We start from the raw sequence: 22,760 nt of genomic DNA on the forward strand, positions 1-22,760 counted from the left end.
GCAAAACCTCGGATGGTATCAATCGGTGGCAGTTTACTGACGATTCGACCGTCACGCGACGGGAATGATCCGCGCCAGGGGTTACGCCTCGATCGGCACGGGCGCCGGCCACCAGCCCGGCAGCAGCCGACGCACCCGGGCATCACCGAACCTGTCGTCGATCAGCACCACGGTGCCTTGGTCATCTTCGCTGCGTATCACCCGCCCGGCCGCCTGCACTACCTTGTGCAAGCCAGGATACAGATAGACGTAGTCATAGCCTTGGCCGAAGCGGGCCTGCATGCGCTGCCTGAATTGCTCATTGACCGGGTTCACCTGGGCCAGCCCCAGGGTAGCGATGAAGGCGCCAATGAGTCGCGCGCCCGGAAGGTCGATGCCTTCGCCAAAGGCCCCACCCAGGACAGCGAAGCCCACCCCGCGGCCATTGGCGCGGAAACCGTCGATGAAGGCCTGCCGCGCCTGCTCGTCCATGCCCCGCTGCTGACAGCGTACCGGCACGGCCCCGTATCGCTCCTCGAGACAGCGCGCGACCTGGTTCAGGTACTCGAAGCTGCTGAAGAACGCCAAATAGTTGCCCGGCCGCGCCTCGTACTGTGTGGCGATGATACGGGCCACGCTGTCGAGAGAGCCTTGCCGGTCGGCGTAGCGGGTCGACACCTGGGCAGCCAGGCGCAAGCTGACCTGCTCGGTCTTGAAGGGCGAAGCGACGTCGACCCACGCCCAGCCCTGGGGCAAACCCAGCAGGTCGGCGAAATAATGGGCCGGACTCAAGGTCGCGGAGAACAGCACGCAGGTGCGCGCGGCCGCAAGGCGCGGCGCCAGCTGCCCGGCTGGAACCACGTTGCGCAGGTTTACCCGGGCGCCGAGGCGGCGCCTGAACGTCGAGACTTCCAGGTCGCAGAGATAGGCCTGGCCAAACAGCTCGGCGACCCGGGTGAACTGCAGCCCTTGGAAGTAAAAGTCCAGCCAGGCCGCGGGCACCCCGGCGGGATCCTGATTGAGGCGCTCGCCTATCAAGCCAAGGCAGCGCTGGAGCGCGCTCAACCAGGGGCCGGGAAGCTCCGTCAGGCAGTGATAGCCTTCACCCTGCGCCTTGGCAAGGGCATTCCATTGACGGGTCAACCCGCGCAATGCCGAGGCCGTCCCTTCCAGGGGCGCCTCGCGCAGGGCCGCCAGCACCCGTGGGTCCAGGCTGGCGCTGTACATGGCGCGGGCGCGATCTACCAGATTGTGCGCCTCGTCGACCAGGACTCCGTAGCGCCACTCCTGGGCCTGGGCCAGGGCGAACAGCGAGGCGTTCAGGTCGAAGTAATAGTTGTAGTCGCCAATGACCACGTCAACCCAGCGGGCCATCTCCTGGCCCAAGTAATAGGGACACACCCCATGGGCCTGGCCTAGCTCGCGCAAGGTGGCGCGGTCCAGAGTAGCGCACTCGACCGCGGCCCGCCGAGCGCCCGGGAGGCGATCATAGAAACCCTTGGCCAAGGGACAGGCGTCGCCGTGACAGGCCTTGCCGGGGTGCTCGCACACTTTCTCCCGGGCACTGAGCTCCAGCACCCGCAACGGCCTCGCCCGTTCATTGTCGGCGTGAAGACAGCGCAGCGCATCCAGGGCCAGTTGCCGGCCCGGGGTCTTGGCGGTGAGAAAGAACACCCGCTGCAGGCCTTGGCGCGGCAACGCTTTGAGCAAGGGAAAGAGCGTGCCCAGGGTTTTGCCGATGCCGGTGGGCGCCTGAGCCAGTACACAGCGGCCGATACTGGCAGCCTTGTATACGGTTTCAGCCAGGTGCCGCTGGCCAGGGCGCATGCTGGGGTACGGAAATGCCAGTGCCGTCAGGTAGGCGTCGCGCTCCAGGCCGTGGGCTCGCTCGCGTGCCGCCCAGGCCAGGTAGGCCTCGCACTGCCGCTCAAGGAATCGCTGCAACTCAGCCGCCGTGCAGGAGCGTTCGAAACGGGTTTCCTGTTCCAGGTCGACATGCCAGTAAACCAGCGCAAGCTTGAGCGCCCCCAGCCCCTGACTGGCGCACAACAGAGCGCCGTAGACCTTGGCCTGAGCCCAATGCAATGCGCGCTGGTTGGCCGGTTGCCGCGTCAAGTCGCCGCGGTGGGTCTTGATCTCCTCCAGACAGCCATCGAGAGGGTCGTAGCCATCGGCTCGGCCGTGCACCTGCAGGCCACGACATTCTCCGGCGAGACTCAGCTCTCGCTGGTAATGGCCAGGACGTCTTTCGGTCACCTTCACATGACCGGCGATGCCTTCCAGCGCGCTGGGCGATGGCGTGAAGCGCAAGTCAAGGTCTCCCTCGCGCGCGGTGAACTCACACAGGGCACGCACGGGCACGCTCAAGGTCATGCCGGCTCCGCGGTCTCGGCGGCCGCTTCCCAGCGCACATGGCAGACCAGCACGGACAGGCCATGCTCCTGGCAGAAGGCGATCCAACGCAGCTGGTTGTCCTGTAAGCGGTCTCCAGGGCCCTTGACCTCGATCATCCGGTAGTCGCCACGCGCCGGATAAAACTGGATCAGGTCCGGCATGCCGGCACGGTTGGCTTTCGGGTCTTCCAGCAAACGTTCGAAGCAGAGCCTCAGGTGCCGCGGCGCGATGCAGGCCAGCGCCAGTTCGAGCAGGGGAAGCGCTATCGCGCCCCAGTGTACGAACGGGTTGGCCACCCCGAATTTCTCGGCGAAGCGACGCACGATGGTGTCGCGGTACGCGCCCGTGTCCAGTTCGCCCAGGCAGGCATCCAGCAGCCCGGCCCGTCGCTGGGCGAAATCCGGTTGGTAGAGGTCCAGCGGGCTGGCCTGGAACGGGTGGAAAAAGGCTCCAGGCAAGGGCGCGAACAAGGCGGGCCAACAGAGCAGCCCGAACAGGGCGGTGAACAGGGTGTTTTCCACGTACACCACAGGCGCGTCCGCCTCGGCCAGGGCGTCGCGCACCGCCCGCTCGACACTGTCATGGTAAGGCAGTTCCAGGTCCAGGCGTTCCACCGGGGCGGCTCGCCGACGCAGCTTGACTGGGGCTCCCAGCGCCCGACGCACGCGCGGCAGCAGACGCGCCAGGCCCTGTGCTTCCGCCGGGCTTTCCGGTGCCTGGCTGGCTACTTCCGCCAATGCCAGGGCCTCGCTGAAGCGTTCGGTACGCTCAAGCATGCGTAACCGGCGCAGACGCGCCCCTGGCCATTGGCACCGGGCATAGAGCGACTCCGCTTCAGCGCAGCGCCCTTCACGCTCGTAGCCTTGACCGACGCGGAACAGCAGCTTCTGCTGGCGGCTGGCCAACCAGGGATTGTCAGAGGCCAGCCCGTGCAAGGTGACCAGCAGTTGCTCATCCGCCGTACCCTCCTCCAGCACCTGTGCGCAGGCGGCCAGCCCCATGGCCACGCTCAAGTCAGCGCGATGGCGGATGGCCCTGGACGCCAAGGGAAAGTCCACTGGCTCGAAGCGCTGCAACCCCAGCTCCACCAGCACGAACTGAGACCAGTCTTGGCGCAGATTGCCGAAGAACAGCATGCGCAGCCGCTCGCACAGAGGCCGTACCGTCAGCAGCCAGACGTCGTCGGCGCAGGCGGGCCACCATTGGCGCAGGGTAGCGCGCTGTTCATGCATGGGCGCCAGGGTTTCGAACCAGTCACCCTTGCGGCCTGTCGGCGCCAGGCGGTGAGCGCTGAAGCATTCGCGCAGCTCAGGTTTCCCAAAGAGGTCGAACAGTTCATGCAAGGCAAGGGGTACCTCGGCCGATAGCCAGCCCTGGTCGAGCAATGGGGCCGCCGCCTCTGCCAGGTCACCGATCTCTGCATAGCACAGCTTGCTGCAGCGAAAATGCTGGCCCTTGCGCATGATCAGGCGGACCAGCAAGGCCCTCGACGACCTTGGCAGGCCGACGAACCCGGCCAGGAAAGCGTGCTCTTGTTCATCGAGCACGTCTTCGTAGCGCGACCGCAACCAGGACAACGCCTGCTCGAAGTTCTCCAGGTAGTAGAAGGGATTGTCCAGAGCGTTCACGGCAGGCTGTCCAGGTAAGATGGCGCTGGTTATACATACAGCCGTCCAAGCCTTCAACCGCGAGCCGCCGACCGGTGATGTCAATGAAGGCCGGTTTGAGCAATGCCAGGCTGGCCTGATACGCTCGGCTTCTTTTCGCCCGCGGATGCGCTCATGCTCAGTGCCTTGCTGTTCGACCTCGATGGAACCCTGACCGATACCGACAAACTGCATTTGGTGGCCATTCAGCAATTGCTCTGGGAAGAGGACCAGCGCCCTTTCGGTGAAGAAGACTTCGAAGCGCTATGCAGTGGCCGCGCCAACCCCCAGATGTGCGCGCTGCTTTTCCCCGACCGGGACCTGGCGTTTCACCGTGCCTTCGCCGATCGCAAGGAAGCCCGCTTCCGCGCCCTGTCCAACAAGCTTGAGCCCATTGCCGGGCTGACGACGCTGCTGGCCTATGCCCAGGACAAGGGTATCGGCCGGGTCGTAGTCACCAACGCGCCCCGGGCCAATGCCGACCATATGCTCGGCGCCCTGGGTCTGCAGCAGGCCTTCGCCAGCATCGTCGTCGCCGAAGAACTGGCACGGGCCAAGCCGGACCCACTGCCCTACCTGACCGGGCTACAACGCCTGCAAGCCAATGCCGAAGCCGCCATGGCCTTCGAGGATTCCATCCCCGGGCTCACCGCCGCCAAGGCGGCCAACCTCTATACCGTGGGCCTGGCCACCAGCCAGAGCGAAGCGACCCTAGTGGCCGCCGGGGCGGACCTGGTGGTAGAAGATTTCAATGACCCGAGGTTATGGGAAGTGATTCAGAACTGGCCGGGCTAAAGCAAGACGGTAAAGGCGTTACATCGCATTCGGGGGCTTTGCCCTCCTCCTGCCGGGCAGTGAGGTGATCCCGGTGGGAGCTAGCGAAAAATCTTCGGATCGGGCACTACAACGAATGTTCATTGCAACGCATTGAGAAGTTTGGTCCCGCTCACCCCGCCGCCTGTCCATACAACCGTTTCTCCCGCTCGATCATGATGCCGGCCAGGTACCAGTAGGCCTCGCCCCAGGCCTTGAGCACCGGTTCGGTGGCGGCCTCCCCGAGCACGTCCTTGATGGCCGGCAGCAGCGCGGCGGCGACGGCGTCGTAATGCTCTGGCCTTACCTGGGTGGTCACATGACGTTCGCAGATCTTTTCCACCGCGCCCTCGATGCGTTCCAGGCGGTCCACATTCTGCGCGAAGGCCAGGATCGCCGCCGCCAGGCGCTTGGGCTGCTCACCGGAGATCTGCGCCGCCTGGTCGAACAGGCGCTTGATCTCCGGGTCCACGAACAGCCGTTCATACATGCCGGTGGTGATGGCCAGCCCGTGGGACTGCAGGGCGGGCGCGGTGGCCTTGATGGTTTCGATGGTCTGGGCGGAAAGAGGCGTGTTCACGATCATCTCCTGTTCAGAATCGAGGCTAGGGCTGGCGGCGAACTTCCAGCAGCACCACGGCGATGCGTTCAGCCTGGGCATAGCCCTCCTGCTCGAGGTCTTCGCCGAAGACGTCCGGATCCAACTCTTCGTAGCGCCATTGTCCGGGAAAGGCCTCCAGCAGCTGGCGGGCCTGGCCGAGGAAAGGATCTTCACCTGCCTGGATCGCCACGCCCGTATACAAGAGCAAGGTGCCGCCCGGGGCCAGGCGCTGCACCGCTTCGCCGAGGATGCGCAACGAGAGCTGGCTGCCCATCCCTGCCCCGCCGTCCCGGTAGGCGCGCCCTTTGGGGTCTTTCATGTAAGGAGGGTTGGCCACGATCAGGTCGAACTCCCCCCGTAGATCACGCAGTACATCACTGGCGACGGGCGTCAGGTTAGCCGCTCCTGCCAGTCGCGCGTTGATCCTGGTCAGGCGCAGCGCGCTGGGGTTGATGTCGGTACCCCACACATTTGCCTGCGGGCAGGCCGTGGCGATCACCAGGGCGCCGGCGCCGCTGCCGCAGCCGATGTCTACGGCACGGGCCGGCGGGGCTTGACGAGCCTCCAGATGGGCGCGGATGCAACGGGCGAAACGGTAGGTGTCCGGGCCGAAAAACACCGCGTCGGCCGCCTCGGTCGGATAGCCGGAGTGCAGCAGGCGCAGCTCCCCGAGGCTGGAACAGCGCACCAGGCTACGCCACTGTCCAGGCGCCTGCTCAGTGATGAGCTGCCCGGCACCCAAGGTAGCGAACAGGGTGTCCGGCAACCGCTCGGCCGTGAAGGGGCGGTTCCAGCCGAAGATGTCGCGCAGGTCCTCGGCGGGCCCGCCACGTCGGTCCAGATTGCGCTGGTGGGTCAGGGGAGTCGGCGTGATGAAGTCATAGCCCGCCTCGGCCAGATAGCCGCCCAGGGTCAAGAGCGCGGCATCACCGTCGACCTGTTCCACCTCCTCAAGGGCTTTCAACATATTCATCGGCTGATCCCCGCTTCGCCGGCGAGCTCGCGGGCGAACAAGCGAGTGGCATAAAGGCCGCTCGGGGTCGCATGACATTGCGGAGCCATGAAGGGCAACAAGCGTTCCAGCCGCGACTTGGGCCCCGCCTGGGCCAGGGCCGCCTGGACCTCGGCCCGTTCCTCGACGCTGGGCCCGCCGGCCTGGGCCAGGGAGGTCGCCAGCGGATGCTGGCGGAATTTCAGGCGGAAGGGGTTATCGCTGCCCCGGCGCTGCCCTGCTTCCGGCACATGGCCGTCGGCGATCCAATCGGCCAGCAGTTGCTTTTCGTAGGCGCTGAACACGCCGAACATGGCCGCGCCCGGGCCATCGATGAGCTGCCAGAAGCGGCTTTGCGAGGGGTCTGCCTGACGCTTGATCCAGTCCTTGCGCTCCAGCGCCGCCAGGAACGGACGGATGCCACCCGGCTCGGCGAGCCATTGGTTGACCGTGCGACCTTCGATCTTGCAGTAGTCGGAATGCATGTGCTGGGCGAAGACTTGCTTGCGTTCAAGCATGGCCACCAGCTCGTCTTCGAGATCGAAGGCGGCGATGGCTGCGGTGGTGCCGGCCCCCAGCTCGTTGAGCTGGTAGCCGGCCCTCACCCTTCGAATGAAGGCTTCGCGGTCGTTCAGCGGAATCAGCTCGCGCAGGCTCTGTGCCGCTTTCTGGGCATGGCCGGTACTGGCGTTGTCGATGGTCACGTGCAAGGTGAAATAGTAAGGGTCGATGCCCAGTTCATTCAGCTCGAACGAGGTGATCAGCAAGTGCAGCGGCAGCTGCTCGTAGCCCAGGTTGAAACCTATCACCTCGGGCAGAAGTTCATGACCGAGCGCGCCCAAGGCCAGCTGGATGGCGCCCTGCACGTAGTAGCTGTCGTCCAGGTCGCCTTGGGGCTCACACTCCAGGTCGGCGATCAACTTGCGGTACAACACCACATGGTTCTGGGCCGGCTCGCCATCGCCCAGTTCCTCGAGGTAGGTGCGGATCAAGCCGTGATAGCGACCGTCGGCCCACTGACGCAAGGTGCCGTACAACCAGGCACCGTCGACCAGCTTGGTAGGCGCCACGGCGCGAAGGAAGAACAGCGCATGGGAGCGGTTGCTGAAGAACCGGCGTGGGGCACCTTCGTGGCGGGCCTTGAGGTAGTTGGCATACTGCTCGGCGACCCTGGCGGCGTTTTCACCCACCCAGGCGTCCAGATCGTCAAGATTGTCAGGCAGCCCGCCGCCCAATTGAGCGGCCTCCTCGAGCCGTTCGTCCAGGTACTGCCGTGCGGCCTCGAGGCTTTGCGCGCTGGGCTGGCGCATCAGGGCGTTATAGAGGTCCCGGGCCGGCGTGGTGACTGGCATGGGTTGAGACTTCGAGCAGGCAAGGTTTTGCAAGGCAGTCATAAAAGAACAACTCGAATCCGCTTTGTCGTGGAGGTTCGAGCCTCGGCACTGTCCGGAAATTCCCTGCCCGCCCGACAATCACGGATGAATGGCTGCGGCCGTCAATCGAAGATGGCCACGGCGCGAACGAAACCGGCGCTGGCGCCCTTGATCTTGTAGGGGAAACAACTGACGGTGAAGCCATGGGGCGGCAACTGCGCCAGGTTGGCGAGTTTTTCCATCTGGCCATAGCCGACGTCCCGCCCCGCCTTGTGTCCTTCCCAGATCAGGGATGCATCCCCTGTTTCAGCGAAGCGCTGGCGGGTGTAGCTGAAGGGGGCGTCCCAGCTCCAGGCATCGGTGCCGACCACCCGCACGCCTTGTTCAAGCAAGTAGAGAGTGGCCTCCCGTCCAATGCCGACGCCGGCATCGAGGTAGCCCGGCTGACCGAACAGGTCCCCGGCCCGGGTATTGACCAGTACGATGTCCAACGGCCGCAAACGGTATTCGATACGATCGAGCTCGGCCGCCACTTCGGCCGCGGTCACCACATGTCCGTCCGCCAGAGCGCGAAAGTCCAGTTTTACGCCGGGGCGCAGGCACCATTCCAGAGGCAGTTCGTCGATGCCCCAGGCCCGGGCGCCACCGTCGGTGGTCGAAGCGTAATGCCAGGGGGCGTCCATATGGGTACCGCTGTGGGTCGTCATCACCAGCCGCTCGGCCGCCCAGGCCTCGGCCCCTGGCATCTGTTCCAGGGTCAGCCCTGGGAACATGGCGGCCATCTCCGGCCAGCCTTGCTGGTGATCGCTGTACTCGATACGCGGCAGCAAGGGCGGCGGATCGGTATAGGGGTTGTTTTCCAGGGTGACCGAAAGGTCGACGAAACGCCGTTCAGGCTTCATAGGCAAGGTTCCCGGGTAGGACGCGCGGGCGCGCAGGAATGGACAACAGGGCGTTGCGAACCAGGGCAGCGGCATTCCCGTCGTGGTGCAGCCCGAGGGCGCGCGCCTGGGGCGTGCGCAGGGGCGGAAAGGCACCGAACAGCCGCTCCAGTTCAGGCTCGGGTCGGAAACTCAGCCGCGCCCGTGGCTCATTGCCGAAGCGCGCGGCCAAGGCCGCGACCACTTCGGCCACGGTCAGGCGCAGCACGGGCAGTTGCCACACTCGACTGGCCTGAGCTGGCAAGGCGCCGATCTCGGCGGCTCGAAGCAGGTTGTCGACACAGCAATGCAAGGACATCCACCAGGCCGACGCTTCGGGCGACACCGGACAGGTGAAAGGCCGATTCGCCGCGTAGCTGTGCAAAAGGTCGCTCATGAAAGCGGATCTAAGGCCCTGCTGCCCCGATGGACGCGCTACTATGCCCGGCAGGCGCAACGCACGGCCGTCCACTTCGCCGCGCCGGGCCAGGTCCTGGACAGCGATTTCCACCATTCGCTTGTGCGCGCCATAGCTGAGCGCCGGTTGTGGCACCGTCTGTTCGTCCATGCGCGACGGCAGGCTGGCGCCATACACCGCCACGCTGCTGGCGAACACCAGCACCGGACAGCCTGCGGCACAGCGCAATTGCTCCAGCAGCTCAAGGCTGGCCAGCAGGTTCACCTGATAGCCGAGTCCATAATCGGTTTCGGCCGCCCCGCCGGCGATGCTGACCAGGTGAAAGACCACGTCGATACCGTCGGCCAGTATTCTGCGCAACAGTACAGGGTCCGCTACGCTACCGGCATGCTGACGCACTCGCTCATCGCTGAAGGTCTCGGAAAACTCGGTGTCCAGCAGGCGCAACAGCGTCAGGCGCTCCCCGCGCAGGTGGCCCTGGCGCAACAGGCGCTGGCTCAGGGCCTGGCCGATGAAGCCGTTGGCTCCGGTAATCAGAACACGCATGGTTGTTCCTCAGGCCTGCGCGATGCGCTGCTCGATGGCGCCAAACAGGGTTTCACCCTGCAGCCCACGAGCTTCCATGCGGACGCGATCGCCGAACTTCATGAACCCTGTACTCGGGGCCCCGCTCGTGATCATCTCGATGGCCCTGCGCTCGGCAATGCAGGCAGACCCCGCGTCCCGGTTGCGGTTGCTCACCGTACCGGAGCCGATGATTGTGCCGGGCCCAAGCCGGCGGGTGAACGCGGCATGGGCGATCAATTGATCGAAGCCAAAGGTCATCTGGCCGCCATGGGGTTCGCCGAACCATTGCTCGTTCCAATGCACCTGCAAGGGCAACTGGACGCGTCCGTCCCGCCAGGCATCGCCCAGTTCGTCAGGGGTCACGGCGAAGGGCGCGAAGGCCGACGACGGCTTGGCCTGGAGAAAGCCGAAACCGGTGGTCATTTCTCGCGGTGCCAGGGCACGCAGGCTCACATCGTTCAGTTGCAGGATCAGCTTGACGTGGCCCAGCGCCTGCTCTGCCGCGCAGCCCAGGGGCACTTCGTCGACGAGCACGGCGAACTCCCCTTCGAAGTCGATGCCATGGGCCTGGCTGGGCAAGCGAACGTCGTCGTGGGGCCCGAGGAAGTCATCTCCGGCGCCCTGATACATCAGCGGTATCCGATCCGCCCCTTCGATGGGCGGCAGGTTGAAGGCCTTCTGCATCAGCTCGCCGTGGCTCATGAAGGCCGACCCATCGCACCATTGGTAGGCCCTGGGCAGTGGCGCCATGGCCTGCTGGGGGTCAAAGGTGAAGGCACCCGGGCAGTCGCCACGGGCCAGGCGCGTGGCCAACTGGCGCAGCGCGCCCTCGCAAGCGTCCCAGCTTTCAATGGCCTGTTGCAGCGTGGCGGCCACGGGGGTTGCGTCCACGGCCTGGTTGAGCGAGGTATCGACGATTACCAGCCTTCCGTCCGGGTGGCCGTTCTTCAAGGTAGCAAGTTTCATAGCAGCTCCTGTGTCGAGGTGGCGGGCTGGTTGGTTACGCAGCGGGCCTCGCCAGGCCGGGCCGTGCCAGGCCCGAGCAACCGGCCGAGGCCCAGGCAGGTGGCACCGATCAGCAACTGGGCCCCAGCGATGATCAGCAATGCACGAGGCAGTTGGTCCAGAACGCCCCCATTGAGCGCCAGTACACATAAAGGGCTGGCGAACTCGCCGGCGAATATGGCCGCGGTGAACAGGCCGCTGGCGCGACCGCGCTGGGCAAAGGGTACCCTGGCCATGATGGCGCCGATCAAGGTGGGCAACAGCATGCCCACGCCCAGGCCATTGAGGGTGACGGCCGCGGCCGTCGCCGGCTGGCTTGTGGCAAGGGCCAGCCAGGCACCACCACTGCCAGCACAGAGGAAAGCCAGAACCAGCGCCCGTCGGGTACGCTGGCCGAGCCAGCGGTAGCCAAGGGCGCCGGCGACCACTCCCAGCTGGTTCGCCGCCATGGTGGCACCTATCGCCGCGGGGTCTTCGATCCCGAGCAAGCCCAGGCGGAAACCACCCTGGATGGGCACGATGAACAGGCTCACCCCGGCAATGACCGCCAGCCCATAGAAGCCCTGCAATCCGGACCAGGCATTGCCCGCGGGCTCTTCCGGCCTGGCCAGGGTCGATGGCTTGGGCTCCCAGAGCAGCCGCCATACCAAGGGCAGGAACAGCAGGCCGCAGGCATAGAGCCAGAACGGCGCGCGCCAGTCCTGAGCGCCCAGCACACCGCCCACGCCCATGAAAAGCGCCGCGGAAAGCGACGTGACGACCATTTGCAGGGCGAACAGGCGCTGCCGCCGGGGGCCGCTGTAATAATCGCCCATGAGGGTGGTGCAGGCGGTCATGATGGCCGCTTCGGCCAGGCCGATACCGGCGCGGCTGGCAACGATCGCGGCCAGCGAGGGCAGCCACAGTGGCAGCAGCCCGCACAGGCTATAGAGCGCCAGGGCCAGGCAGAGCAAGGGCTTGCGCCCCACCCGGTCGGCCATGATCCCGGCGAAGGGTGCCAGCAAGGCCACCACGAGGGCCGGCAAGGTCAGGCTCAGCGGCACCAGCACGGCGGCCCCCGGGACTTCGGCGAAATGCGCCTGCATCCGTGGCAGCACCGGCGCCAGCAGTACGGCGCCCAGCACCGGCAGGCAGCTGCCCAGCAGCAGGAGAGTGGCTTGGGGCCAACGGGCCGTGGGTTCAGCCTTCATGGCGGGCCTCCAAAGTCTGAGGTGGCAGGGCATGGCCCGGAGCACGCCGCGCTCGGGCGTTCGAAGGGGAAGAAACGGTCGCGGCCTGGGACGCGGCGCTGGTACGCGCGCCCGGCAACAGGAAGCAGGCCAGGGCCGGTAGCAGCACCAGGGCACCGACCATGTTCCAAAGGAACATGAAGGCCAACAGCACGCCCATGTCTGCCTGGAACTTGATGGGCGAGAAGATCCAGGTGCCCACGGCTACCGCCAGGGTGACGCCGGTGAGCATCACCACCCGGCCGGTAAAGCGCAGGGCGCGCTGGTAGGCCTGGGAAAGGCTGGCGCCCTGGCGCATCTCGGCGAGCACTATGGTCATCACATAGAGGGCGTAGTCCACGCCTATGCCCACGCCCAGCGCAATTACCGGCAGGGTCGCTACCTTGATGCCAATGCCAAGGCTCACCATCAGCGCCTCGCACAGTACCGAGGTCAGGGCCAGGGGCAACACGGCGCACACCACGGCTCGCCACGAGCGGAAGGTCACCAGGCACAGTAGCACCACGGCGCCATAGACCCACCAGAGCATCTCCCGGCTGGCCTGTTGCACCACGATGTTGGTGGCCGCCTCGATGCCGGCATTGCCCGCAGCCAGCAGGAAATGGGCCTGCTCGCTATCGTTTTCCCGGGCGAACCGCTGCACGCTGGAGACGACCCGGGCCAGGGTGTCGGCCTTGTGGTCAGTGAGGTAGGCGTACAGGGTGAGCAGGCTGCAATCCTCGTTGTACAGGCCCCGCGGCGCGCCCGCGGTCACCATGTTCAAGGTGGCCTGGTTGTTCACCAGCTCGTACCACTTGGGATTGCCTTCGGAGAGGCCCACCAGCACCCGCCGATTGAGCAAGGCCAGCGAATTGGTGGAATCCACGCCCTCCAGGCTCCGCAACTGCCAATCCAGGCGGTCTACCCGGCGCAGGGTGTCGTAGTTGGCGCAGCCCCCAGGGGGCGTGCTCACCATCACCGCGAACAGGTCGCTGCTGGCACCATAGTGAGCGCTCAGGTAGCGGCTGTCCTGGTTGTAGCGAGAGTCCGCGCGCAACTCTGGCGCGCCGGCGTCCAAGTCGCCTACCTTCAGGTGCAAGCTTGCCCAATAGCCACCTACCGCCATGAGGGCCGAGATGCCTACCACCGCCTTGGCCGGGCCAGGGCGGGTAAAGCGATCCAGAACGGCCCAGAGCCCGGCGGGCGGTGCCGTATCGCCCTCCTCCCCTCTACATTCCCCGCGCAGGCTGCGCTGGGCGGCCCTGGCGCTTACGCCAAGGTATGAAAGCAGAATGGGCAGAAGGATGAGGTTGGTGAAGATCAGCACCGCTACGCCCAGGCTGGCGATCAAGGCCAGGTCCTGGATTACCTGGATCTTGATCAGCATCAGCACGGCGAAGCCCACCGCGTCGCACAGGAGCGCGGTAAGCCCTGCCAGGAAGAGCCGGCGAAAGGTATAGCGCGCCGCGACCAGCCGGTGCATGCCCCGGCCCACGTCCTGCATGATGCCGTTCATCTTCTGCGCGCCATGGCTGATGCCGATGGCGAACACCAGGAAGGGCACCAGCACCGAATAGGGGTCAAGCTCGAAGCCCAGCAGCGGCAGCAATCCCAGCTGCCAGACCACCGCTACCAGGGAGCAGCAGAGCACCAGCAGGGTACTGCGCAGGCAGCGGGTGTAGGCCCACAGCACCCCGGCGGTAATGACGATGGCGGCGGCAAAGAACGCCAGGATCTGTGCCAGCCCATCGATCAGGTCTCCGACCACCTTGGCGAAGCCGGTGATGCGGACCTCGATATGCTCGCTTTGGTATTTGGCGCGCAAGGCCTCCAGCTGGGTGGCGAAGGTATGGTAGTCCAACGGCTTGCCATCGGCGGTGTTGGCCAGCAAGGGCAGGTACACCAGGCTGGAGCGCTGATCGAAGGCGACCAGTTGGCCGATCTCGTTGGAGCGCTGCACGTTCTGCCGCAGTGCCGCCAGGCTGGTGGCGCCACCGTCGTAGCCGTCAGGAATCACCGGGCCGCCTTCCAGGCCTTCTTCGGTCACGCCAACCCAGCGCACCGCAGGCGTCCACAGTGAGCGCATATAGGCGCGATCCACGCCAGGCAACAGGTAAAGCTCATCGCTGAGCCTTTGCAGCACGGCCAGGTAGGCCGGGTCATAGATATCCCCGTCCCGGTTGGCCACGCTGATGCGCACTGCGTTCCCTAGCCCGGTCAGTTCCTGGCGGTGGGCCAGGTATTGAGCGATGAAGGGGTGCTCGGCCGGAATCATTTTCTCGAAGCTGGCGTTAAGGGTGAGGCGGGTCGCTTGCCAGCCCAGCGCGGCGGTGACCAGCAGGCAAAGCACCAGCACCAGGCGCCGGTGGTTGAACAGGGCACGTTCCAGCCAGGCACCAGAGGCTGGGTCGAAGTCTTCCAGGCGGCCGCCTTGGGTGTCGTTGCCGGCGTGGGTATGGCTGAGCATCGCTTACTCCGCGGAAGGTGTGGGGTTGGCCGGTAGCGCCAGGCGGCGAGGTCCGGCGAAGCCGACCGCGACCAGGGCGCCGTCACCCGCCAGGGTGGCCGCGGTCAGCGGCGCTCCAGGCGCGACAGGCACAGGTGTGGCCGCTCCGTTGCCATTGACCCGCAACAGGTTGCCGGCCTGGTTGATGACCAGGGTGCTGCCCGCCGCCGTCAGGGCAGCGTTGATGGAAATGGGCAGCGGGTTTTCCAGGCTCTGGAACCGGGCTGCGTGCGGGTCGTAGGCCAACAGGCTGCCACGCAGGCCGGCCAGGAGCAGGCGCCCGTCCGACAATGGCTGGAGCGCGAAGAAACTGCCGTCATAAGGCGCTTGCAACGCCTCGAAGTGGCCGCCCTCGTCGCTGGAACGCAGGAGCAGCCCTTGTTCCCCAGCCAGATAGAGCTCCGTGCCCTGGCGCGCCACCGCGTAGAGGTGCAAGCCCTGAGGATTTGGCAGGCGCCCCATCCAGGACTGCCAGCTGGCGCCGCCATCCGCGGTCGCCATGGCCAGGCCGTAGGCCCCTACCACCAGGCCATGGCGGGCATCCCTGAAATCTACTGCCAGCCAGGGTTTATCGGCGCCATCGGCCACCAGTCGCTTGGCGGATTCGACTCGCGCCTCGTCTCCCGCGGCGCGGGCGGCGTCCAGTTCCCGCTGCGCCGCCTCGCCGCCGCTGAGCTGCAGGGCCCAGTGCTCGCCACCATCCTCGCTGTGCAAGACCACGCCGGCATGCCCGACTGCCCAGCCGCGCCGGGCATCGATGAAGCGCACCGCGGTCAGGGTATTGCCTACCGGTACGGTCACCTGCCGCCAGGCAACGCCGTTGTCATCCGAAAGCAGCACGATGCCGCGCTCGCCCACGGCCACCAGCCGGTCACCGGCGCGGGTGATGTCCAACAGCACCCCATGCAGCCCCGGCGCCGCCTGGGCCGGAGCCTGCGTTTCGCTGGCTCGCGCAGTGGCTGCCCACGGCAAGCTGGCCAGGCCCACGACCATGATCAGCCTACCGATCAAACCCATGCGGGCCATCTCAGCGCACGCCTTCGCCGGCCAGGGCGTCCGGGGTGAAGACGCTGTCCTTGTAGGCATTGACGACCCGGTACTGCTCGCTCTTCCCGGCGAAGATGTCTCCGGTAAACCAGGCGCCGGAGAGCAAATCGTAGAAGCCGTTGGTCAGGGTTACCACGCCGGGCAGGTCTGGCAGCACGACGGGTGTGGTCCACAAGGCCTTGGCGAGCTGGTTCTGGGCGTCGTAGCGCTCGCCGAGCACGGCGGCCCAGGTGTCCTCGTCCAGGTAGTAGGTGCTGCGCGGCATCACATGGCGCTTGCCGGACTTGAGGGTGGCTTCCACCACCCACACCCGGTGCAGCTCCCAGCGCAGGTCGGCCGGGTCCAGATGGTGGTCGGCCAGCAGGTCGGTGGGGTTGGCCACCGTGAATACCTTGTTGGCGTTGTAGGGGATGTACAGCTCCTTCTTGCCCACCAGCTTCCAGTCGAAGCGGTCAAGGCGCCCATTGAACACATAGAGTTCATCGAAACTCATTACCCCGGCGGTGGCAGGCGTGGGTGTGTCACAGCAGGCGTTGGGCAGGCGGCGCACCCGACGCTGGCCTGGCAGGTAGGTCCAGACCCCGGCATTGTCGGCGTTGAGGTTCTCGCGCCCGGTGATGGCCTCGCCCGCGCGCAGGGGCGGGCCATCGTTGATCATGCGGATCGTCCAGAAGGTGCCGTCCTGCTTGCCGCCGTCGGGCAGGTACCAGGGCATCTGCATGTCAGCCCGGGAATCGTTGGTCAGCACATGCTTGCCATCGGCAGTGGTCAGGTATTGGGTGAAATTGGCGTGCCAGGAGGCGCCGCGCCAGCGCAACAGGTGGTTCCACATCACCTCCACTCCGGCCTTGGGGATCGGGAAGGGGATGCCGCCCTGGGCGTTCTCCGGCATGGCGCCGGCCGAGCCTTCAACCAGCCTGGCCCGGGTAGCGTTGGCATAGGTAGCGTCATACACCGCCTGGGGCGCGGCCGCGGTACGGTGCGTGGGGTAGACATTGAGCCGGTAGCTGTCCGGATACTTCTTGAGCATGGCCTTGGTGCCCTCGGACAGCTTGTCCGCGTACTGGGCCATGTTCTGGGCGCTGATGGTGAACAGAGGCTTTTCGCTGCCGAAGGGGTCGCTGCGCTTGCCCTCCCCGCCGCCGGCCTGCGCCAGGCCACCGTTCCAGGCCGGGATGCTGCCGTCGGCGTTGCCGGCGCGCTCGCCGCCCAAGGGCGTAAGGGTGGTCTTCAGGGTATCGGCTTCGGCCGCGCTGACGGCGGCCTGGGCAGGGCCAGCCAGGCTGAGGGCGCCCATCAAGGCGAAAGACAGGGCACTGAGGCGATGACGGAGGTTCATGGACGGTCCTCTTGTTTTTAGAAGGTGCGGCTGACACTGAAGGCAAGGAAATCGCGGTCGATCAGGCTTTGCTCGAAGGTGTAGTTGCTGCTGGCATCCAGGAAGGTGTCGCTGCGGCCGTAGTAGTGGGTGTAGGTCAGCCCCAGGTTCCAGGTGTTGAGGTAGTTGCCCTTGATGCCGATGTTGAGGTCGCCGCCGCGGTTGGCGCCGAAGCCGGTGCCCAGGGCCATGGAGGCGCCATGGGTGTAGCTGGCGCCCACGGGCACGCTGATGTCCCAGCCGGGAAACGCCTGCCGGTACATGGGCTCGTAGACGGTGCGCAGGCTCCAGGCGTCGCGGTCGGCGTTCGGATCCACCGCATCGGCGTTGCGGGTCACGCTCAACACTCGGTTCCAGGCCAGCTCCCCGACGAAGCTGGCTTCTTGGGACACGAACGAAGGGCCCAGGCTGGCCAGCCAGGACAGGTTGGCGTGCAGGGTGCGGCCAGTGGCATAGACGGCTTCGTCGGCGTCGTTGGACGCGTCTTCGCCACCGACCAGAGCGTGCTGCAGGGTGGAAGCCAGCGGCTGATGCCAGCGGGTGGAAAGCTCGCCGGCCACGTTGAACTGGTCCAGGGTGGTGGAGAAGCTGGCGCCCACGGCTTCGATGCCTTCCGGGTAGACCCATTGATACTGGCCGGCGTAACCACTGACAGGGTCGAGGTGAGCGAAATCCGGACGCACCACTAGCTGCGGGCTCTTGTCATGGAAGCGTATGGCGTAGATACCGTAATCGAAGTTCTCGGTACGCCAGCGCAGCTGCAGGCCGCCCTGCCCTGAATCCCTGGCTTGTTTGGTGCTACCCCGGTAGAACGCCAGAGGCTGGCCGCCGGGGAAAAGCGCATCACCCACGAACAGCCGCTGGTTGCCGTCGGCGAAGAAGTCGTCTGTCGAGAAATAGCTGCCCGAGGCGGGCAAGCGGTTGGCTTCCCATTCGAACTGGTAATAGGCGCCGAGGCTGATGTCCGGGGTCAGCTGCAATTGACCGGACACTTGCTTGACCGGCCGAATCAACTCCTTGAATTGGGTATTGGGCACCGACAGGCCCTTGACCACATCCACCGGCGCCATGCCGCCGGCAATGCCGTTCATCCCGTAGAAGAGGCTTTCGCCCCATTGCATCGCGTACTGGCCCAGGCGAGCGGACGCCGGCATGTCGCCCAGGTCGCCCTTGGCGAAGACAAAGGCGTCGAGCAGTTCGGCCTTGCGCCCGTGCAGGGTGCGGGTAGCCTCGGGAAAATCATCACCGTCCAGGCTGTTGTTGCGGTCGGCGGCGTTGTTGTCGGTATTGCGGTTATAGACATCGTCGTACCAGGCGGCGCCGCTGACGCGGGCGCCGACGTTCTGGTAGGTGATGTCCATCTCCGAGAGCAGGTCGACCCGGCTGGAGATCAGGCCCTTGTCGAAGTTGCGATCACCGTCGTCCAGGTTCAGCGCCGCGCTGCCTTCGGTCAGGCGGTTGCTCTGCCCTTCGGTGCGCCAGGCGGCGCTGTACTTGAGGGTGTTGTCCCAGCGAATGCGCAAGTCCGGGTTGCCACTATCGAACTCGAAAGCCATTGTCGGGCCGGCGACACTCACCAGTGCGGCGGCAAGGGTCAGGGCCGGGGTACGGGCGCGGCGCGCCCCGGCCCCATGCGGCGAAAGCCGTGAGGTACGAACGATCATGGTGTTCCCTCTCTAATTGTTCTTGTAGGGCTTGGAAAACGAACTCAGATGGGTTCGGCGGTACGTTCCAGCATCCCTTTCACCAGGCCGATGCGGTCGAAGCCATGGTCCTGGGCGATCTCCTTGTCCCCCGCCAGGATCGACTGCTCGCTGATGAACTTGCAGCGCTCGAAGCGTCGCGCCATGAACCTTTGCAGCTGGTCCGCCAGGCTGCCGCCGCGGCTCAGTTCTTCGCCCAGCACCACCGCGTCTTCGATGGCCATCCCGGCGCCCTGGCCCAGGTGCGGGGTGGTGGCATGGGCGGCATCACCGATCAGCAGCACCCTGCCCTGGTACCAGGGCTCGTCCACGAACACCACTTCCATGGGCTTGTACACCACCTGGGCATTGTCGTGGATCTGCTCGCGCAGCTCGCCGATCAGGCCACCAAAGCCGGCCAGACGAGCGCGCATCTGTTCGGCGAGCGTGCCGGGCTCCATCCAGGGGTTGTCCGGCTCGTGAGAGGTCAGGAACAGGTACATCAGGTCGCCGGCCAGGGGCACCAGCCCGGCGTTGCCCGCGGCGCTCTGGAAGTTCGCCAGGTGATCGATATGGGGCGCGCGGGGGAAGTTGTGGCGCCACACCGCCTGGCCCGTGAAGCGTGGTTTGTAGCGGTCACCGAACAACAGGCCGCGGATCTGCGAGTAGAGGCCGTCGGCGCCTACCACCAGGTCATAGCGGCCCTGGCTGCCATCAGTGAAGCGTACATCGACGCCCTCAGGGTCTTGCTCCAGGCTTTCCAACGCCAGGCCCAGGCGAATGCGCGCCCCAAGGGCGGCAGCCGTGTCGCTGAGTACATGGTGCAGGGCCAGGCGGGAAATGCCGACGTTGGCCGGGTATTCCGGGCCGGCCAGGCGCTGCCCGGGGATGCGCGCCAGGGTCTGGCCCTGAGGCCCGTAGATGGCCACGTCCTCAAAGGCATAGGCAGCGCCCAGGTAGGCATCGAGTACCCCCAGCCGGGCCATCTCCCGAACCACATTGCTCTGCTGGATGATGCCCACGCCATAGACAGTCCACTGCGGCTTGAGCTCGATCAGGTCTACATCCAGGCCTTGGCGTCGCAAGGATATCGCGGCACAGAGGCCGCCGATCCCACCGCCCACGATCAGCACCTTGTTCACTGGTTTCATGCTTGGACTCGCTTGTTCTTATTGTTTGTCTTGGGCGCCAGCGCTCGCAGGGCTCAGGTCAGCTGGGCTGATCGGCATTACGGCGTATCGGGCACCGATTTGACTAATCGCGTGTTGGGATGGGATGTATCGCCGTGGCCGATACCTCACACCCACGCTTGACCTCGCTGGCGCGCTTTCAACCTTCCAGCCAGACCGCGGCGTCCTCCACTCTGTGTGGCAAGGCCCTCAGGTGCTCGTCCAGGCAAGGCCCGTACACGCAACGCCCATCGGCCGGATCGAAGCGTGCCCCATGGGCGTAGCAGATGATCCAGGCACCGTCGGCGGAGAGATAACGGTCCTTGCGATATTCCAGCGGCACGTCCAGGTGAGGGCAGCTGTTGCGATACACCCTCACCTGCCCCTGATGCAGCAAGGCAAACACCTGATCGTGGCCGGCGCCCCAGGGGTCGAACCCCCGGGATACGCCTTCGCTCAGCTCGGCGAGCGCACACAGGCGTGTCAGGCCCGCCACGGCTCAACCCCGCTTCGGTGGCGGCCCGCTCGGTGCCCACTTTTCCCGATGAGCGAACAGGAACAGTTGGGAGTTGTCGGCCGACATGGGCGCCAGCCGTGCCGCCCAGGCGTCGTCATGCTTGTCCATGTCGGCGTCGTATTCGATATGGCAGCCCAGCGGGCTGTTGAAGTACCAGAACCAGTTGGAGCCGAACAGATGGCGTCCCGGGCCCCAGAAGCTGGTCCAGCCCTGGGCGGCGAAGCGCTGGCCGGCCAGCAGTACCTCGGTGCCGCTGCCCATGTGGAAGGTGAAGTGCTCGCAGCCTTTCATGTGCGGTGGCGTCTGGATCATGAACAGGCAGTGGTGGTCATCCGAGCCGGCCGGGCGCATGAAGGGTCCCACCCCTTCGAAGGTATCGGTGATCCGGAAACCCAGGCGCTCGGTGTAGAAGGCCGCGCCCTTGGCCGAATCCGGCACGAAATACACCACATGCGACAGGGTACGCGGGCGCGCCGCCATGTCCGGGCTGATGCCCACCTGGTTGAGCGGCCGTTGCGGTGCGCTGCCCGGGGCATTGGTCAGGTCCGCCGGGGCGTCGAACGGGCGCCTGCGGGTGAGCTGGAAACCGATGTGGAAGCCCAGGTCGTCCACGCTGTGCAGGCCGCCCTCGGCGTCACGGGTCACCGCGCGATCCCGGGCCAGTTCATCTTCGATGGCGGCCAGGTCCTCGACGCTTTGCACCGAGTAGAGGGTTTCGCGCAGCGACGGCGCCGGACCCATCGCCGGCGGCAGGCTGGGGTCGTCGGCGCGCCGCAGAATGATCGCGGTGCCGTCCAGGGCTTCGAACCGACCGCCATTGGCGTCCAGCGCCACCGGTTCCAGGCCGTAGTCCTTCAGGCAGTCGGTACAGGCCTGCAGGTCGTCGACGCCGAACACCAGCGCTTCAAGGCCGATGATATTCATGGGTGCCACTCCGTTCTTGTCATTGGATATCGGCCTGGGCCGAGTGGGACCAGAGCCTGAAGCGTCATGGCGCGGGTGACCAATCGTGTGTCGGGATAGGAGCTATCAGCGAGCGAGATAGCTCACCTAGTGGATAGCGCGATACCTCCCATCCCCACATTCGATTGGCCCTGCGCTCCGCTGGCTGATTAGGGTGCGCCCAGGTTTGAACCCACAAGGACAACAAGCATGTTCAAGTACTTCCCCACCAACTACGTCTGGAACCTGTCGGTGGACCTGGCCATCGAGATGGGCGCCCGCATGGGCGAGATCGAAGAGATGTGCGCCCCCTTGCAGGAGGCCGCCAAGCAGCCTGACAAGGCCGGCACCGAAGCCTTCCGCGAGACCTGGGCGAACATGGCCGACAAGCTGTGCGGCTTGGCCGAGGAAGACGAAGCCGCGGGGCGCATGCTGTCCGCGGGGGAGAAATACAACCGCGCCGCCACCTATTACCTGACCTGCGAGCGGCTTCAGGCCCATGGCGCGCCGGGCCGCGCTGAGCTGTACCGGCGCTTCCTGGCCACCTTCGCCCGGGGCGTGGACCTGTCGCGGGAAAACTGCGAACGGGTGGAGATCCCCTACGAGGGCGCCCACCTGTCCGGCCTGCTGGTGCGCGCCGAAGGCGTCAGCGGGCCGGCGCCGCTACTGGTTCAGGTCAACGGCCTGGACTCCACCAAGGAGATGAAATACCGGGTGGGCCTGCCGGCCTGGCTGGCCAAGCGCGGCGTGTCCTCATTGATCATCGACCAGCCCGGCACTGGCGAGGCGCTGCGGCTGCATAACCTGACGGCACGCTACGACAGCGAACATTGGGCCAGCCGCGTGGTGGACTGGCTGGAAACCCGCCAGGATGTGGACCCCAAGCGCATCGGGATGGAAGGGGTTTCCCTGGGCGGCTACTACTGCCCACGGGCAGTGGCCTTCGAACCGCGCTTCGCCTGCGGCGTGGTGTGGGGTGCCAACCATGACTGGCGGGACGTGCAGAAGCGTCGCCTGGAAAAGGAAGGTGATTTCCCCGTGCCTCATTACTGGGCCCACGTGCGTTGGGTATGGGGCGCCAAAGACATGGACGAATTCATGACCATCGCCGAGCAGGTACACCTGGACGGCATCCTGGACCGTATCCAGGTGGCCTTCCTCGTTACCCACGGCTCCAAGGATTCACAAATCCCGCTCAAATGGGCGCATCGCACCTACGAACAACTGGTGAACAGCCCACGGCGAGAGCTGAAGATCTTCACCGAGCGAGAGGGCGGCGTGCAGCATTCCAGCTTCGACAACAGCATCAATGCCGGGCACTACATCGCTGATTGGGTGGCTGAGGTGTTGGGTGGGCGGGTGGGTTGAGGGGCGTTGTGGGTATGGCTCGTTGCGCGTTAGCGCTACTAAAGGTTCGCCTTTGCAGCGTATCTGCCATTGAGCAAGGTTCGCTAGCTGCCGCTAGCTCCCACCTGATGAACTGAACCCTATTTGTTGGACATTTCAGTAGTTAGCCTGTCGCAGCCTGAGCCCTGTACGCTACAGGGATCGAAGCCGCCCAGGCTTATCTTGATCCGATCATGATTGTATTAGCCGATGTATTC

18 protein-coding genes are annotated in these 22,760 nt (G+C 65.6%); 2 read left to right on the plus strand and 16 right to left on the minus strand.

Going from position 1 to position 22,760, the window contains the following annotated elements; all coding sequences use genetic code 11:
* Window positions 1–81 precede the first annotated feature (81 nt).
* Window positions 82–2,352, minus strand: a complete 2,271-nt coding sequence (locus ACP691_RS08990; protein WP_426199515.1) for an ATP-dependent DNA helicase — start codon at window positions 2,350–2,352, stop codon at window positions 82–84.
* Window positions 2,349–4,001 carry a VRR-NUC domain-containing protein gene (locus tag ACP691_RS08995; RefSeq protein WP_426199516.1) on the minus strand — a complete coding sequence of 551 codons (1,653 nt, stop codon included), beginning with the start codon at window positions 3,999–4,001 and terminating at the stop codon, window positions 2,349–2,351. Before ACP691_RS08995 ends, ACP691_RS08990 begins: the two co-directional genes overlap by 4 nt.
* A gap of 153 nt (window positions 4,002–4,154) precedes the next feature.
* Here ACP691_RS08995 and ACP691_RS09000 point away from each other — a divergent pair, with 153 nt between their 5' ends.
* A complete protein-coding gene (locus ACP691_RS09000) occupies window positions 4,155–4,814 on the plus strand; it encodes an HAD family hydrolase (protein ID WP_426199667.1) in 660 nt (219 codons plus the stop codon).
* A 151-nt stretch (window positions 4,815–4,965) separates the two neighbouring features.
* On the opposite strand, the gene ACP691_RS09005 is transcribed toward ACP691_RS09000, so the two are convergent.
* The 14 genes from ACP691_RS09005 to ACP691_RS09070 form a co-directional block, all read right to left on the minus strand.
* Entirely contained in the window at window positions 4,966–5,412 is a 447-nt protein-coding gene (locus ACP691_RS09005) for a globin domain-containing protein (protein WP_426199518.1), read from the minus strand.
* 25 nt (window positions 5,413–5,437) lie between these two features.
* The gene (locus ACP691_RS09010; RefSeq protein ID WP_426199520.1) at window positions 5,438–6,406 is read right to left on the minus strand and encodes a methyltransferase; all 969 of its coding nucleotides are present in this window, start codon (window positions 6,404–6,406) and stop codon (window positions 5,438–5,440) included.
* Complete coding sequence (locus ACP691_RS09015; protein ID WP_426199521.1) at window positions 6,403–7,818, minus strand: iron-containing redox enzyme family protein; 1,416 nt, start codon at window positions 7,816–7,818, stop codon at window positions 6,403–6,405. The genes ACP691_RS09010 and ACP691_RS09015 overlap by 4 nt, the downstream gene beginning before the upstream one ends.
* Window positions 7,819–7,919: 101 nt before the next feature.
* Window positions 7,920–8,699 (minus strand): cyclase family protein, encoded by a 780-nt coding sequence (locus tag ACP691_RS09020; protein WP_426199523.1) that lies wholly within the window; start codon window positions 8,697–8,699, stop codon window positions 7,920–7,922.
* Entirely contained in the window at window positions 8,689–9,681 is a 993-nt protein-coding gene (locus ACP691_RS09025; protein WP_426199525.1) for an NAD-dependent epimerase/dehydratase family protein, read from the minus strand. The genes ACP691_RS09020 and ACP691_RS09025 overlap by 11 nt, the downstream gene beginning before the upstream one ends.
* 9 nt (window positions 9,682–9,690) lie before the next feature.
* The gene (locus ACP691_RS09030; protein WP_426199526.1) at window positions 9,691–10,668 is read right to left on the minus strand and encodes a fumarylacetoacetate hydrolase family protein; all 978 of its coding nucleotides are present in this window, start codon (window positions 10,666–10,668) and stop codon (window positions 9,691–9,693) included.
* On the minus strand, window positions 10,665–11,897 hold the full coding sequence (locus tag ACP691_RS09035; protein WP_426199528.1) for an MFS transporter: 1,233 nt from the start codon (window positions 11,895–11,897) through the stop codon (window positions 10,665–10,667). The genes ACP691_RS09030 and ACP691_RS09035 overlap by 4 nt, the downstream gene beginning before the upstream one ends.
* Window positions 11,887–14,382, minus strand: a complete 2,496-nt coding sequence (locus ACP691_RS09040; protein ID WP_426199530.1) for an efflux RND transporter permease subunit — start codon at window positions 14,380–14,382, stop codon at window positions 11,887–11,889. Before ACP691_RS09040 ends, ACP691_RS09035 begins: the two co-directional genes overlap by 11 nt.
* 3 nt (window positions 14,383–14,385) lie before the next feature.
* Window positions 14,386–15,447 carry a WD40/YVTN/BNR-like repeat-containing protein gene (locus ACP691_RS09045; protein WP_426199532.1) on the minus strand — a complete coding sequence of 354 codons (1,062 nt, stop codon included), beginning with the start codon at window positions 15,445–15,447 and terminating at the stop codon, window positions 14,386–14,388.
* A gap of 1 nt (window position 15,448) precedes the next feature.
* Window positions 15,449–16,807 (minus strand): DUF1329 domain-containing protein, encoded by a 1,359-nt coding sequence (locus tag ACP691_RS09050; RefSeq protein WP_426199534.1) that lies wholly within the window; start codon window positions 16,805–16,807, stop codon window positions 15,449–15,451.
* Between the two features lie 17 nt (window positions 16,808–16,824).
* Window positions 16,825–18,510 (minus strand): DUF1302 domain-containing protein, encoded by a 1,686-nt coding sequence (locus ACP691_RS09055; protein WP_426199536.1) that lies wholly within the window; start codon window positions 18,508–18,510, stop codon window positions 16,825–16,827.
* A gap of 44 nt (window positions 18,511–18,554) precedes the next feature.
* A complete protein-coding gene (locus ACP691_RS09060; RefSeq protein WP_426199537.1) occupies window positions 18,555–19,679 on the minus strand; it encodes an FAD-dependent oxidoreductase in 1,125 nt (374 codons plus the stop codon).
* A gap of 178 nt (window positions 19,680–19,857) precedes the next feature.
* Window positions 19,858–20,193, minus strand: a complete 336-nt coding sequence (locus ACP691_RS09065; protein ID WP_426199539.1) for a Rieske (2Fe-2S) protein — start codon at window positions 20,191–20,193, stop codon at window positions 19,858–19,860.
* Between the two features lie 3 nt (window positions 20,194–20,196).
* Window positions 20,197–21,138, minus strand: a complete 942-nt coding sequence (locus tag ACP691_RS09070) for a VOC family protein (protein WP_426199541.1) — start codon at window positions 21,136–21,138, stop codon at window positions 20,197–20,199.
* Window positions 21,139–21,366: 228 nt separating this feature from the next.
* Here ACP691_RS09070 and ACP691_RS09075 point away from each other — a divergent pair, with 228 nt between their 5' ends.
* Complete coding sequence (locus ACP691_RS09075; RefSeq protein ID WP_426199543.1) at window positions 21,367–22,524, plus strand: alpha/beta hydrolase family protein; 1,158 nt, start codon at window positions 21,367–21,369, stop codon at window positions 22,522–22,524.
* The last annotated feature ends 236 nt before the right edge of the window (window positions 22,525–22,760 follow it).

This window comes from Pseudomonas sp. DC3200b2, from assembly GCF_049895785.1.
In the GTDB taxonomy this organism is placed as follows: Bacteria; Pseudomonadota; Gammaproteobacteria; order Pseudomonadales; family Pseudomonadaceae; genus Aquipseudomonas; species Aquipseudomonas massiliensis.